The organism is Mycolicibacterium sp. MU0050 (assembly GCF_963378085.1).
In the GTDB taxonomy this organism is placed as follows: Bacteria; Actinomycetota; Actinomycetes; order Mycobacteriales; family Mycobacteriaceae; genus Mycobacterium; species Mycobacterium wendilense.
On sequence record NZ_OY726395.1, the window covers coordinates 3,424,453 to 3,438,905 of the forward strand.

The following is a 14,453-nucleotide window of genomic DNA, read 5'->3' on the forward strand; positions in this document are numbered from 1 at the left end:
CGCCCATACTTCGGTGTCATAGGTCGAGCTTGGCGATGTGCATGCTCGGCGCCGCATGGAAAACGTGGGCGCTGGCGTCGGGCAGAACCTTGCGCGCCACGAGATAATCCACCCCCATCCAGCCCTGCCGGATATAGCGGCCGAAGCGCAGACAGGTCCCGGGCGCGCCGCTGGCACTCGGCACGAGTTTGATGTTCTCGATCGCCTCCTTGACCCCGGCGCCGGTGAGCGGACGGGCTCCGGCCAACCCCAGCACCATGACGGTCGCGACATCACGGCACAGGCCCGGCATGTAGTAGTTCGGTCGGCGGCCATACCGGACCGCGAAGCGATCCAGGAACGCCTGGCCGACTTCATTGCTCTCATCGTAACCGTCCAGGCCGATCCAGCCGGCCAGGTGCCCGAACCAGTCGTCGTTGATGTGCGCCATCTCGAACGCGGTCGTGGTGTAGCGCGGCGGATCCCAATTCACCTCGGCCAGACCAGTATTGAACCCCCAGAGACCGTGACCGAAGCCGACGTGGACCAGGGCGTCGGCTTCGGTGTCCCGCAGTAGCGCTGCGGCACGGGCCTTGTCGGCCTCGACCTGAGGTATCGGCACCGTCGCCACCACGGCTAGCCCCGCGGCGCTGTAGGCCGCCTGCGCATATGCCAGGTATTCCTTGCCGATCAACGAAGCTTCGTAGGCGATGGCGACACTGCGGTGCCCATCGCCGCGGATGATCGCCGCGAGCATGCGGCCCTCCTCGGGCATGGAGCCGTTGTTCAGCGCGAAACACCACTCGCCCAGCGCACCCTCCGACCCGGACAGCACGATGCTGGGCACCTTGGCCACCCGGTCGGCATGGGCCGCCAACGGTACGGCGTTGTCGGAGACATACGGCCCGAAAATCACCAGGCAGCCCTCCGCGACCAATTCGTCGTAGGCGTTCTCGACCGCCTGATAGGTGCCGTTGGGCAGACCCACCACGTGGCGTTCCACCACCTCGACCGGCCGGTCGAGGACTGCCGCCTCCACCGCCTCGTCGAAAACCATTCGGAGTGTGTCGAGGGTGTCGCTGTCAACATTGGATTGCGTCGGATAGTCGTTCAGGAGGCCGACTTTCAGCGGCGCCGCGGATCCGAATCCGCGGACTGCGTCCTCACCCATGAGCGCAACATACGGTATGCGCGTTGCTGCCGTCACCGAAACGGCGCGGCACGGTAGTACCGAAGTCGCGCCGGCCAGTCAGCTTCTGGTGCGCCGCGACGCAGCCGGGCGTCCGGTGGCCTTCGCGGCCCGCGCCGCTGTGAGTTTGGCGCCCTCCGCCGGCATCAGCGCCTGTCGGCACCACGCCCACAACTGATCCTCGGTCAGCTCGGTTCCTTTACCGTCGGAGGCGGAAGTCCCGGTCTGCGCCAGTGCGCTCAGCGTGGAGTTCAAGAGGGTGGTCAACTGTGCGGGGTTGAGATCCTTGCGGATCAGTCCAGCCCGCGAGCACGAGGTGATGATTTTGGTCAGCAACCGTCGATGCGGTTCCCAGATATCGGACCGGTCGTCGCTACGGTCGATCTTGAGGCTGAGGTTCTGGATCGTCACCACTCGCCCGCCGGGAGTGTTCGCAGATCCGCTGCGGGAAAGGAACTCTCGACAGAAAGCTTCGAGCTTCTCCATGGGGCCGTCCGCCGCGTCGACCTCGTCTCGGATGCGCTTGGTGAATTGAACGGCGAGGTTGTCGTAGAGCGCCAGCAACAGCTCGTCCTTGCTCGCGAAATGCTGGTAGAACGCGCGCAGACTCAGATTCGACCGGTCGATCAGGGCCTGGACAGTGAAGTCCGCGCCACCCGACTCTTCCACCAATTCCAGCGCCGTCACCAGGAATCGAGATCTGCGGGCCTGCGTCCGGGCGGCGCTCGACGATCGGTCGGCTGCCTTCTCCGAGCGGGAAAGCGCAAGCTGGAGCTCCGCGTCAACGGTCTTGGGTTCGTCGCCGACGTCACGGTTCTTCTTGGCGGCCATCGCAGGTCAGCATACGTGCCGACTTCGCCAATCGTGATCTACCTGCCCCCGAACTGGTTTCGCAGCTCGGTCTTGAGCACCTTTCCGGTCAGGTTCCGCGGCAGCGCGTCGACCAGTTCGAGGCGCTCCGGGATCTTGTGCCGGCTCAGCCCTCGGGCGGTGCAGTGCGCGGCCACGGTCTCCAGCGAGATCTGCGCGTCCGCCGCGGGCACGATCACGGCGCAGACGCGCTCCCCGGTGCGCGGGTCGGGCACCCCGATCACCGCGACGTCGTCCACGCCGGGGTGATCGGCCAGCAGGTTCTCGATCTCGAGCGCCGAGATGTTCTCCGCGTTACGGATGATGGCGTCCTTGAGGCGACCCGTCACCACTACGTTGCCGGCCGTGTCGATCCGCCCGAGATCCCCGCTGCGGAACCAGCCGTCGTCGGTGAACGCCGCGGCGTCGAGTGCGGCGTCGACGTAACCGAGAAAGCACTGCGGGCCGCTGAGCAGCAACTCGCCCTCGGCACCGGCGGGCACGTCCTGGCCGTGTTCGTCGACCACCCGGACCCGCACCCCAGGAACCGGGGGCCCTACCGTGTAATCCAAAACGGCCGCATCGGCACCGGTCTGGGGCGATGTCGCAACCGGGAACTCGGTGAGGCCCCACGAATTGGCCACACCGGGAACACCAAGTTCGTCCCGGATCTGCTTGCAGAGTTCGGGGGTGAGCGGTGCCCCGCCGCCGAGGCAGCCCCTTAGATCCGGATACAGCGGCTCGGCGCCGTGTTGTCGTTGCGCGGCGAGGTAGGCGACGAAGAACGGTGTAGCGGTGCCCAGCAGCGTCGGCCGTTGCGCGGCCATGGCTTTCGGCGTCGTCGTGGGATCGAAGTTGTCGAACAACGCAAGAGTCATTCCGGTGCGCAAGGCCGCGGCCAACATGGCGGCACCGCCGATATGGGATATCGGAAACGCGATCGGGTATACGTCCGCGGCGGAGGCGCCGACCATCCCCACGACTCCGGAGGACCCCGCGATCACCGACCGATCGCAGTGCCGAACGCCCTTGGGCGCGGCAGTGGTACCCGAGGAGTAATACACCCACCGGGCGGCGACGGCTGAGGTCGGCGGCGCGGGCAACAACGCCAGATCCCCTGCAGGGAGCCGAAGCTCGTCGGGCAGCGGCGCTTCCGCGTGGTCGATGACCAGCACCCGCGGTAGGCCATTCGATGAAACTGCCTGTGCCATGGCGACATGGTCGTAACCCCGCCAAACGCCTGGGATTACGAGATGCGTGACGCCGAGTTGGGCCGTGGCGAACCTTAGTTCACTTTCCCGCCAGATCGGCAGGATGGGATTCTGCACCGCTCCGAGGCGGGCCAGCGCGACCATCACCACCATGGTCTCCAGCGTGGTCGGCAGCTGCCAGGACACCAGGGTGTCGGGCCCGATGCCATCCGCTGCGAATGCCGCCGCAGTGGTCAGCCCAGCCCGCCATAACTCGCCGGCGGTGAGTGTCCGGCCGTAGTTGTCGGTGAGCACCGTGCGGTCCGGATGAGTCCGCGCGGCGGACTCCACCAGGCCCCAGAAGGTTTCGGTCATCAAAGTCGTCAATCCCTCTCCGCCGCCGTGGTTTGCACGCAACGGAATCCGATGTGAGTGGTCGCGCTGTCCTGCGATTGCGGCGACCGCGCGGCCGGCCGATAGCGGTGGCAGTACTCCGGCGCGCACAGGTGGGACCCGCCTTTGAGGACCTGATTGACCGTGGGGTCCCCCGCCGGCGCCGGACAGCATCCCGAGATCTGCGGCGCGCCGCGATGGCCGGCGCGGTAGCGGGTTCGGGTCCATTCCCAGACGTTGCCGATCATGTCCAGCAGCCCGAACGCGTTCGGCGGGAACGTGCCGACCGGAGAGGTTCCCGTCCAGCCGGCGGCACCGTCGTTGCGGTACGGGAAGGCGCCCTGCCAGGTGTTGGCCATCAGCTGACCGTCGGGGCGTGCGTCGTCGCCCCAGGGGTAGACAGTGGCGCTGCCCCCGCGGGCCGCGTACTCCCACTGCTGTTCGGTGGGCAGCCCGCGGCCCGCCCAGGCCGCGTACGCGGCCGCGTCGGGATAGGCGACCTGGACCACCGGGTGGTCGGGAATGGCCTCGACCGACGATCCGGGACCCGTCGGGCGCCGCCAACAGGCACCGGGCACCCAGATCCACCACTGCCGCCAATCCCGTAGGTCCACCGGACCTGCGGTGGGCCGGAACACCAACGCGCCCGGGACCAGGTCCGCGGCCGGCACACCGGGAAACGCGGCCGGATCGAGGGCCTGCTCGGCGACGGTCACATGGCCTGTGGCGGCGACAAATTCGGCGAACTGCGCGTTGGTCACCGGATGGCGTTCGATGGCGAAGGCCGCGACCGTCACCTCGTGCACGGGCGCTTCCTCGGGATAGAAATCCCGCGACCCCATCGGGAAGACACCGCCCGGAAGGTCGACCAACTCGGTGAGCATGCGACCAGCGTAGGCAGGATCGTTGAATCACCCTGCCGAAGTCGGCCACGGGGATAAGGTCACCCGATGAGTGCGACGACGACAGCCCGCAGGATGGCCGCGGCGGCCGCGGTGCTCGCCATGATCGGCGCAGGGTGCGGCTCCCCCGAGGAGCAAGGGGCGGACACCGCCCGGAACCCGGCGCCGACCAGCGCCACGACGAGCGCCGATGCCGCGCCGCTCGCGGGATTCGTCGAACCCGTCGACGGCACCGAGGGAACGGTCACCTACCAGGCCGAGCTACCGCAGTTGCGCGGCGGCGACGCCGAGGTGCGCGACCGATTCAACGCCGCGATGCGCGCAGCCCTCGACGACCACCTCAAACCCGCCGACGACGACGCCCCAATGACCATTGCCCCCGGCGTGCTCCCCGAGGACGAGCGCAGCGCGGTCTCGCACATCGGCACCCGCGCGGTGGCCGGCGTGCTGGTGCTCAACATCTACGTGGACCGGGCGGCGCACCCCTTCAACACGGTGTCCACCACGGTGATCGACACCGCCACCGCCGCGCCAATCATGATCACCGATCTGTTCGCCGACGACGCCGCCGGGTTCAGCGCGCTCGTCGACGGCATCAACGCCGAGATCGCCGAGGACGAGAAGCTGGCCGGCCAATCCGCACCGGCGCCGGTCGCCGATCAACTCGCCGCCTGGGTTCCCGACGACGACGGGCTGGTCGTCTACATCTCGGTGGCCCATGTGCTCGGCGACTACTACCCGATCACGGTGGATTGGGACGTCCTCGATCCCGTGCTGGCGCCGGGAATGCGGGAAATGTTGACGGCGTAGCGGCCCGGATCGCGTCCTAGTGCACCGGGGTGCCACCCGCGGGAGAGGGCCGCGACGCGGTGAAGAACGCCCCGACCACGGCCACCGCGCCGATCGCGGCCGCGACCACGAACGCCGCATGCACGCCGGGCATGTCCGGAGCGCCGTCGGACACCGACGCCCGGGCCATGACCGTCACGAACAGGGCGGTCCCGGCGGCACCGGCGACCTGCTGCAGGGTGGTCAGGATGGCGCTGCCGTGCGAGTAGAGCCGGTCGGGCAGCACGCCCAGCGCGTCGGTCATCAGGGGCGTGAACATCATCGACAGGCCGAGCATCATGACGGTCTGCACCGCGACGAGTTCCCACAGCGGCGTGCCCTGGGACATCGTCGCGTACCCGCACAGCGCCACGAACAGCAGGATCGATCCCGGCACCACGAGCACTCGCGCGCCGTGGCGGTCGTAGGCCCGCCCGACCAACGGTCCGGCCACCCCCATCAGCACCCCACCGGGCAGGCTCACCAGACCGGCCACCAACGCACTTCTGCCCAACACCTCCTGGACATAGAGCGGCACCATGATGATCGCGCCGAACAGACCCATGAAGCCGACGACCACCAGCCCCAGCGACACCGAGAACCGCCGGTAGGTGAACGGACGCAGATCCAGGAAGGCACGGTCGCGGCGCTGCAGTTGCAGCTGACGCGCGCCGAAAAGCAGCAGGGCCGCCGCGCCAACCGTCATCGGCACCCAGGCAGGCACCGCGGCCTGCCCGCCCCGGCTGCCCAGCTCGGAGAGCCCGAACACCAAGCCCGCGAAGGCGATCGCCGACAGCGGCACCGAGAGCGCGTCGATCGGCGTGGGCTCTTCCCGGTCATCGGCGACGCGCAGCCACAACAGGCCCGCGGTCAGCGCCAGCAGCGCGATGGGCAGCACGATCCAGAACATCCAGCGCCAGTTCAGGGAGCCGAGGATGAACCCGGACAGCGTCGGCCCCACCGCCGGCGCGACGGCGATCACGATCGAGATGGTGCCCATCGTCTGGCCGCGGCGTTCGGCCGGGATCAGCTTCATCACCGTCGTCATCAACAGCGGCACCATCACGGCGGTACCGCAAGCCTGGACAATTCGGCCCGCCAACAGGACCGCGAAGCCGGGGGCCAGCGCGGCGAGCAGCGTCCCGGCGCAGAAGAACCCCATCGACGTCATGAAGATGCCCCGGACCGGGAAGCGCTGCAACAGCGACCCGGACATCGGGATCACCACGGCCATGGTCAGCAGGAAGCCGCTGGTCAGCCACTGCCCGGTGCGCGCGGTGATGTCCAGATCCACGATCAGGACGGGCAGCGCGACGCTCATGATCGTCTCGTTGAGGATCATGACGAACGCCGAGAAGACCAGCAGCCCGATGATGACGGCTGGGCTCGGCGGGGCCTTCGGCGCCGCCGGCAGGTCTGCTCGGGTACTCATCGGTCACTCCACTGAATCGCGGCGCTTAGTTAGCGCGGCTATACAGAGTAGGCGGGTGCGGTGGGATGAGCGAATTGATTATCCGGCGCGGGCGGCGAGGTCGAGGCCCGGCCCCGAACCGACACCGGTCGGCACCGACCGGGGCGCGGTGATCGCGGAATCGCGGTCCATCGACACCGGCTCTCTTTGCCGCCGAATCGAGTCGCCGAGGAGTACTGGGCGTCCCGGAGCCGGCTGTTGCCGTTGAGCCGCAGGGAATCCGGCCGACGTAGGCGACGCCTCCGATTGCTCAGCCTGCCTGCTACTCTGCCTAAGTTAACCACGATTCAGGAGGTCAACGGATGCGTGCAGTTCCGCTCGCCTTGGTTGCGGCCGGCGCCCTCGCGGCAGGTTTGGTCCTGACCGAGCCGTCGGTGGCGTGGGCGCGTGGTGAACAAACCGGCTCGTGCGACCTGCGGCTGGTTGCCGCCGGCCAACGACCATCCCATTCGCTGGACTGTGATTGGACCGCATCCGGCAGCCAGACCTGGCTGACCATCGACAACGACAGCGACACCGACGCCCACTGCGTCGCCGAGGCCACGTTCGAGATCCTGTGGGACGACGCGCAGGCGCAGGTTCTGCAGGGCAACACAGCAACGCTGGTGCTCAAACGGGATCCAGGCGAATCCGACTGGTACGAGTTCACCTGCACCAGTACGGACGGCGGCGCCAAGGGCTCCAGTTCGTTTCACGTCTGGGCCGACTGACAACTAGTTCTTCGACTGCATTTCTCCGGCTGCCGACCCAGGGGTGCCGAGCCACAACTCGCTCAGTTGCGAGCGTGCCGCGAGGGCACGCCAGTGAGCCGCGTGTCGTCCGCAGCACTTCTGGGCCTCGCGGCCCGACAACCACTGTCGACTTTTCACCGCCGCGAACCCGGGATTTCCCAATATAGGTAGATGCTCCGTCCGACTAGATGCTGTACCGTCTGTTCAGTAGACACACCGTCCAGCGAAATTTTCGGACCGCGAGGAGCTCGACGAGATGCCACAGACGGCCACTGACCTGGGGCCCAAGCCGGCGGAGTATGACCCCGAATGGGTGCGCGCGAAGTACGCGATCGAACGCGACAAGCGCCTGCGGCCCGACGCGGTGAACCAGTTCGTCGAGGTCACCGCCGACTTTTCGCACTACGCCGATGACCCGTGGACCGAACGCGTCGAGCGCGACCCGGTGCACGACCACGTCCAGGTCGCCATCATCGGCGCCGGCCTGGGCAGCATCCTGGCCGCCGCGCGCCTGCAGGAAGCCGGCATCGACGACATCCGGATGATCGACACCGCCGGCGACTTCGGCGGCACCTGGTACTGGAACCGCTACCCCGGCGTGCAATGCGACGTCGAGTCCTACATCTACCTGCCGCTGCTCGAAGAGCTCAACTACATCCCCAGCGAGCGCTACGCCCACGGCCCGGAGATCCGCGAGCACCTGCAGAACTGCGCAAAGCACTACGGGTTGTACGAGAACGCGCTGCTGCAGACCACCGTGACCGGCATGCAGTGGGACGAGCAGGCCAAGCACTGGCAGATCAGCACCGACCGCGGCGACCGCTTCACCGCCACCATGGTCGCGGTGTCGCCGGGCTCGCTGACCCGCCCGAAACTGCCCGGAATCCCGGGCATCAACGAGTTCCGCGGCCACACCTTCCACACCAGTCGCTGGGATTTCACCTACACCGGCGGCGACGAGTCCGGCGGGCTGACCGAGCTGGCCGGCAAGCGCGTCGGCGTCATTGGCACGGGATCGACGGGGCTGCAATGCATTCCGCACCTGGCCGAGCACGCCGAGCATCTGTACGTGTTCCAGCGGACGCCGAGCACCGTCTCCGAGCGGGGCAACCGGCCCACCGACCCGCAGTGGGCGGCGAGCCTCAAGCCCGGTTGGCAGCGCCAGCGGATGGAGAACTTCACCCGCGTCACCTGCGGCGTGGAGATGGAACTCGACCTCACCGACGACGGCTGGACCCAGAAGGCACTCGCCCTCTCCGAATCCGCGGTGGCCCGCGAGACGGCGCGCCTGGGCCGGGAGATGACGGTCGAGGAGATCACCGAGTTCCTGTTCCGCGCCGACTGGGACGCCATGGAACGGCTGCGCGCACGCATCGACGCGACCGTGAAGGACCCAAAAACCGCTGAGGCCCTGAAGCCTTGGTACCGACTCAACTGCAAGCGCCCGGGTTACCACGATCAGTACCTGGACACCTTCAACCGACCCAACGTCACCCTGGTCGACACCGACGGCCGCGGCGTCGAACGGTTCACCGAGACCGCGGTGGTGGTCGACGGCATCGAATACGAACTCGACGCGCTGGTGTTCGCCACCGGGTTCGAGGTGGGCACCGAGTTCACCCGTCGACTCGGCTTCGAGATCGTCGGCCGCGACGGCCTGGCGCTGTCGCAGAAGTGGGCCAACGGCATGCGGACGTTGCACGGGCTGCAGACCCACGGTTTCCCGAACTGCTTCTTCCTGGGTTACACCCAATCCGGGGTGTCCCCCAACTACACCCACACCGCCGAGGAGCGGGCCCACCACTTCGCCTATCTGGTACGCACTTTCGTCGAGCGCGGCGCCTCCACCATGGAGGCCACCAAGGCCGCCGAGGAACAGTGGCTGGCGGAAATGGAGGCGTCCTCGGAGAAGCCCAAGGCCTTCTACGCCGAGTGCACGCCGAGCTACCTCAGTTCCGAGGGCGACAAGGAGAATCCACACGGCATGTTGTCGACCAACTTCGGCGGCAAGCCCGTCGAGTTCTTCGACATGCTGGCCCGCTGGCGCGCCAGCGGGCAGTTGGAGGGGGTGACCCTTGCGTGACCGACACCACTGAGGTCACCGAAAAGGCCGCTGCCGCACCGAAGCTGACGATGCGTGACCGGCACCGCCTGATGACCCGAGAACACATCCAGGACGCGGCGCTCGAAGCGTTCGCCGAGCGCGGGTATGTCGCGGTGACCATCGACGACATCGTCCGGCGCGCCGGCATCGGACGAGCCACGTTCTACCTGCATTTCGACAGCAAGGCCGCGGTGCTGCGCGAACTGCGCAACACCCGGATGACGGTGTGGTCCCAGGAGGACGCCCCGCGCGGCGGCAAGTCCGGTCGCCCGTCGATCCGGTCCTTCTTCGAGAAGGTGGTGGACTTCTACACCTCGGCACCGGAGCTGTACACCGCGCTGCACCAGGCGCGCGCGGCCGATCCAGAGTTCGCGAAGGCGCACCGGGCCACCATGGAGGCCGACCTGCGGGAGTGGGTGCGCTCCGACGCCATGCCGGGGGCCACCGAGGCGCAGCTGCGGCTGGCCATCGCGATGATGTACACCATGGTCGATTCCTTCATGCACCTGTGGCTGGTCGACGGCTGGCCGCTGGACCGCGAGGCCGCCATCGAGGCGATGACCGACGCCCTGCACGCCACCATGCGCTGAATTCCCCGAGAACCCTTGATAGGAGCACGATGTCGGAACAACGTTATCTGCATCTGAACCTGGTGGCCAACGACATCAACCTGCACCAGGGGGCCTACGGCTACGAGCAGGCGCACGGGATCGCCGCGCGCACCACCTTCGAGCGCCTGCTCGAGTACGGTCGCTTCGGCGACGAGGGGATGTTCACCGCGCTGTTCGTCGGGGACATCCCGGGCCTGCAGGGATCGCCGGCCTTCGACGGCGGCCCCGCCGAGCCCATCACCGCACTGACCGCAATCTCCCAGCACACCAAGCACGTTGGGCTCATCGCGACCGCGTCGACGACCTTCTACGACCCCTACAACCTGGCCCGCCTGCTGGCCTCCCTCGACCAGGCCTCCGACGGCCGCGCCGGCTACAACGCCGTCACCTCGGTGATCGACGACTTCGCGCTGAACTACAACCTGGTGCGGCATCTGGACCGCGAGGAGCGCTATGCGCGGGCCGACGAGTTCCTGCAGGTGCTGCGCGGACTGTGGGACAACCGCGAACTACGTCGCGGCCCCGACGGCCTGACCCGGTTCTATGCGACGCCGATCAACCACCGCGGCAACCTGTTTCAGGTGACCGGCCCGCTCAACGTCGCGCCCAGCCGGCAGGGCCGGCCGCTGATCGCCCAGGCCGGCGGGTCGGGGGCGGGCATCCGCGTGGCCGCCAAGCACGCCGAGATGGTGTTCACCAACTCCTCGACCCGCGACACCGCCGCCGTCTACCGCGAGACCCTGGACAAGGCGCTCGCCGAGCAGGGCCGCAGCCCCGGCTCGGTGCCGGCCATTCCGGGACTCATCCCCTACCTCGGCCGCACCGCCAAGGAGGCCGAGGAGAAGCTGCACGAGTTGGACAGCCACGTCGACTGGGCGCCCATCGCCCCCTTCGCGCTGGGCCAGTTCGGCATCGAGATCCCGACCGGCGACATCAACGAACCGTTCCCCGTCGACCTGCTGCCCCGCCCCGAGGACGTCGAGAAGACCATCAAGAGCACGTTCGGCAACTACGTGGGGCTCTACAACTGGATCCAGGAACGGCCCGGGGTCACCGTCCGCGACGTCGTCGCGCAGGCGGTGGGCCGCGGCGGCGCCACGCACCGCAAGTTCGTCGGCTCCTACGACGACCTGGTCGACGACTTCGCGGCCTGGCACTCCGACGGCAACGTCGGCGGGTTCAACCTGATGTTCTCCGCCGGCGCGCAGTCCATCCGGGAGTTCATCGACGAGGTGGTCCCCCGGCTCATCGACCGCGGGATCTACCGGGGCACCCCGCACGACCGGCCGCTGCGCGAAAGGTTCTGATCTGGCGAACAGAGTCGCTTCGGATCGGCAGAGGACTTCCCCCAGGTAGACTCCCGGAATGTTTGTCCGGCGGGCGGCGCGTCGTTGGGCCCAGTTGGGCGCATCGGCCCTGGTCCTCACTGCAATCCCGCTGACCGCTCCCGTGGCCCCGTCGGCCGCCGCCGACGACTGCCCGATCGCCGAGGTGGTGTTCGCTCGCGGCACCGACGAACCCGCGGGCATGGGCCGCGTCGGTGATGCCATGGTCAACTCGCTTCGGCGCCAGACCGGCGGCTTGCCCATCCGGGCGTACCCAGTCGATTACAAGGCCACCATCACCCAGCGGCACAGCGGCGCGGGCGCCAAGGACGCCATCGACCGCATCAAATCGACCGCGGACTCCTGCCCCGACACCAAGATCGTGTTGGGCGGCTATTCGCAGGGCGCGAGTGTGGTCAACATCGTGGCCGGTTTCGACGGTGTCAATTGGGGCGATCCGCTGCCGCGTAAGTACATGGACCATGTTGCGGCGGTCGCGACGTTCGGCAACGTCGCGGGCCGCACCGGCGGGGCAACACCGACCCAGGATTCACCGCTGGCCGCCAAGGCGGTCGACTTGTGCCACCCCAGCGACCCGATCTGTCACGACGGCCCGGGCAACTCCTGGAGCGGGCACACCGAGGGGTACATCCCGGTGTACACCGATCGGGCGGCAGCATTCATCGCGGCTGCTCTGCTGACCCATGGAACGCCCCGGTACGGTTCGCAACCGTCCTATGCCCCACAGCCCGAATACGGTCGAGGGCCCGGGCCGCGGCAGCCCAGAACCGTCAGCCCAACGCCCCCCGGGCCGACTCCGACGGCGCCTGATCCCTATTACGGCGGCTTCATCTAGCACCTGCTCGCGACCGCTGGCCCCCGGCGTTGGAAAAAGACCGGTTTCAAACCGATCCCGAGCGGGGTAAAGGGCAGGCGACGCGGCGCCACGGGGGCGCCGCAGAGCATAGAGGGCGGTGCCAATGATTCCGTTTATTTGCCCGAGTTGCGGCCAGTTCGACATCGACTCCCCCGAGTGCTCGTCTTGCACTCACAGTGACCACCTGGCTGTCGACGCAGCCTGACCTCGACCCCTCGGGTGGGCTTCCGCGCGACGCCGGCGCGGAACCCGCCCAAGGGGTCGAGTGTTGCGTCCCACAGTAGCTGTTTCAGTACCCGGGCAACAGGTAGGTGGGCAGGTCGGCGTAGGAATCCCCGATCAGGCCGAACCAGTTGAACGGCAGGTGGTACAGGAACACCAGGGTCAGGAAGCAGAACCCGAGGACCGCGAAGTTGCGGACATGCGGTTGCAGCTTGGGCCGCCACAGGTGCGCCCCGACCTCGATCGGCGATTCCCCGATGGGCCGCTCTTCGGCTTCGAGCCGCGCCCAGGTGAACACGCAGCCCACGCAGGCCACCAGGAACGCTTCGTAGAGCGGGAACTGATGCACCTCACCTGCCCACAGTGTCAGCGGCTCATAGGTTTTGGCGTACGCGTAGGCGTGCGTGGTCCGGATGATGATGTTCTCCAGGACGAAGTCGAAGGTGAACTCGAAGGCGAAGATGAACACGAACAGCCGGAACTTGGTGATGTTCGGCCAGCGCCGCCGGACGCGCTTGGCTTCGTGGCAGGCCACGATGGCCACGCCGGCAGCGAAGTACACGTACATCGGCGGTCCCCAGGTCAGGGACTCGGCGTAGCGGGTGGGCGCATCCTCGCTGTGGAAGGGCAGGAACTGCACCCAGACGCCGCGGTTGACGTTCGCGCTGTTCCACGCGAACAGGTACTCCTTGATGTTGAGGAACCCGTCGGCGACGAAGCAGATGAGGCCGCCGATGACGAATTTGCCGTCGAGACTGAGCTTTCCGGTGGTCCGCAGCGGTTTGACCACGCAGTACCAGATGAAGGCCGCCAGCACCGCCAGGCTGATCGCCTCGAAGATGCGCAGGGCGATCAGCCGCCAGTCCTCCATGACGTCCGGCCCGATGTGCGGCGCCGGTTGGAAGTACTCCCCTGAGGTCACCCACCGTGCGACGACGATGACGGCCAGGATGAACCACAGCACCCCGACCAGGGCCAGGAATGTCGCCGGTCCTTGCCGACCAAGGCGCGGTAGCGCGGGCGGTTGGGCCGACCCTTCTGTGGCCGGCTTTGGTTGTCGCGTTTGTGTCATGGCTCCTCCGGGTGACAAATTGATTGATTTGTAATCAACAGCCGTCATATGACTACATCGCGGCATGCTTGTCAATAGAGCCACCGGATCGCAGCTAAACTGCGGCGATGGCCAGCCCCCAGTCCTCCCGCGCCGCGATTCGGGACCGCATCCTGGCGGCGGCGCGGGAACTGTTCCGCGCGGATGGGGTGCGCGCGGTGACGATGGGCGCCGTCGCCCGGCGGGCCGAATGCTCTCGGCAACTCGTCTACAAGGTGTTCTTCGACCGGCGGGAGTTGGTGCTCGCGGCCGCCGTCGAACGGATCACGGAGATAGCCGACGACGCGGCCGGCGCCGCACCGTCGACGTCGTTCCGACATGCTTTCGTGGATCTCTCCGTCGAGATCATCGAAACCCTGCGCAACGACCCGGAACTCAACGCGATTCTCGGCGAGGGCAGTCCGGTGACACTGCATGACGCGTTGTGGGAACGCGAACTCGTGGACCGGGCCGGACGGTTCTGGCGGCCGTGGCTCGACCACGGGCGCACGCAGGGCATGCTGCGCACCGACCTCGACAACAGCGACCTGGCGGACTGGCTGCACACGGTATACGCCTCGATCATCCTGCGGCGCAACATCCCGGCCAACGACGAGCGCAGCATGATCGAGCGGTTCGTCCTGACGTCGTTGACGATGGCCACGACCGACACCGCCGCCGGGTGAGCGCGG

At 67.6% G+C, this 14,453-nt stretch carries 13 protein-coding genes; 7 read left to right on the forward strand and 6 right to left on the reverse strand.

Annotated features, from left to right (window positions below; all coding sequences use genetic code 11):
- Positions 1-16: 16 nt before the first annotated feature.
- From R2K23_RS16270 to R2K23_RS16285, 4 genes are all read right to left on the reverse strand, one after another.
- Positions 17-1,150 carry an ABC transporter substrate-binding protein gene (locus R2K23_RS16270; protein WP_316510605.1) on the reverse strand — a complete coding sequence of 378 codons (1,134 nt, stop codon included), beginning with the start codon at positions 1,148-1,150 and terminating at the stop codon, positions 17-19.
- A 78-nt stretch (positions 1,151-1,228) separates the two neighbouring features.
- Positions 1,229-1,855, reverse strand: coding sequence for a TetR/AcrR family transcriptional regulator (locus tag R2K23_RS16275; protein ID WP_396892169.1), 627 nt, complete (start codon positions 1,853-1,855; stop codon positions 1,229-1,231).
- 182 nt (positions 1,856-2,037) lie between these two features.
- Positions 2,038-3,582 (reverse strand): class I adenylate-forming enzyme family protein, encoded by a 1,545-nt coding sequence (locus tag R2K23_RS16280; protein WP_316510607.1) that lies wholly within the window; start codon positions 3,580-3,582, stop codon positions 2,038-2,040.
- Positions 3,583-3,590: 8 nt separating this feature from the next.
- Positions 3,591-4,484, reverse strand: a complete 894-nt coding sequence (locus R2K23_RS16285; protein ID WP_316510608.1) for a formylglycine-generating enzyme family protein — start codon at positions 4,482-4,484, stop codon at positions 3,591-3,593.
- A gap of 66 nt (positions 4,485-4,550) precedes the next feature.
- Between R2K23_RS16285 and R2K23_RS16290 the strand changes: the two genes are divergently transcribed.
- Positions 4,551-5,312, forward strand: coding sequence for a hypothetical protein (locus R2K23_RS16290; protein WP_316510609.1), 762 nt, complete (start codon positions 4,551-4,553; stop codon positions 5,310-5,312).
- A gap of 16 nt (positions 5,313-5,328) precedes the next feature.
- On the opposite strand, the gene R2K23_RS16295 is transcribed toward R2K23_RS16290, so the two are convergent.
- Entirely contained in the window at positions 5,329-6,762 is a 1,434-nt protein-coding gene (locus R2K23_RS16295) for a DHA2 family efflux MFS transporter permease subunit (protein ID WP_316510610.1), read from the reverse strand.
- Positions 6,763-7,103: 341 nt separating this feature from the next.
- Here R2K23_RS16295 and R2K23_RS16300 point away from each other — a divergent pair, with 341 nt between their 5' ends.
- From R2K23_RS16300 to R2K23_RS16320, 5 genes are all read left to right on the forward strand, one after another.
- Positions 7,104-7,511: a hypothetical protein gene (locus R2K23_RS16300; RefSeq protein WP_316510611.1), complete on the forward strand. Its 408-nt coding sequence runs from the start codon at positions 7,104-7,106 to the stop codon at positions 7,509-7,511.
- A 277-nt stretch (positions 7,512-7,788) separates the two neighbouring features.
- Positions 7,789-9,615: a flavin-containing monooxygenase gene (locus R2K23_RS16305; protein WP_316510612.1), complete on the forward strand. Its 1,827-nt coding sequence runs from the start codon at positions 7,789-7,791 to the stop codon at positions 9,613-9,615.
- Positions 9,612-10,226 (forward strand): TetR/AcrR family transcriptional regulator, encoded by a 615-nt coding sequence (locus R2K23_RS16310; RefSeq protein ID WP_316510613.1) that lies wholly within the window; start codon positions 9,612-9,614, stop codon positions 10,224-10,226. The genes R2K23_RS16305 and R2K23_RS16310 overlap by 4 nt, the downstream gene beginning before the upstream one ends.
- Positions 10,227-10,255: 29 nt before the next feature.
- Positions 10,256-11,554, forward strand: coding sequence for an NtaA/DmoA family FMN-dependent monooxygenase (locus R2K23_RS16315; protein WP_316510614.1), 1,299 nt, complete (start codon positions 10,256-10,258; stop codon positions 11,552-11,554).
- 58 nt (positions 11,555-11,612) lie between these two features.
- Positions 11,613-12,428, forward strand: a complete 816-nt coding sequence (locus tag R2K23_RS16320) for a cutinase family protein (protein WP_316510615.1) — start codon at positions 11,613-11,615, stop codon at positions 12,426-12,428.
- 310 nt (positions 12,429-12,738) lie between these two features.
- On the opposite strand, the gene R2K23_RS16325 is transcribed toward R2K23_RS16320, so the two are convergent.
- Positions 12,739-13,743, reverse strand: a complete 1,005-nt coding sequence (locus tag R2K23_RS16325) for a spirocyclase AveC family protein (RefSeq protein ID WP_316510616.1) — start codon at positions 13,741-13,743, stop codon at positions 12,739-12,741.
- A gap of 107 nt (positions 13,744-13,850) precedes the next feature.
- Between R2K23_RS16325 and R2K23_RS16330 the strand changes: the two genes are divergently transcribed.
- On the forward strand, positions 13,851-14,447 hold the full coding sequence (locus R2K23_RS16330) for a TetR/AcrR family transcriptional regulator (RefSeq protein WP_316510617.1): 597 nt from the start codon (positions 13,851-13,853) through the stop codon (positions 14,445-14,447).
- Positions 14,448-14,453: the final 6 nt, after the last annotated feature.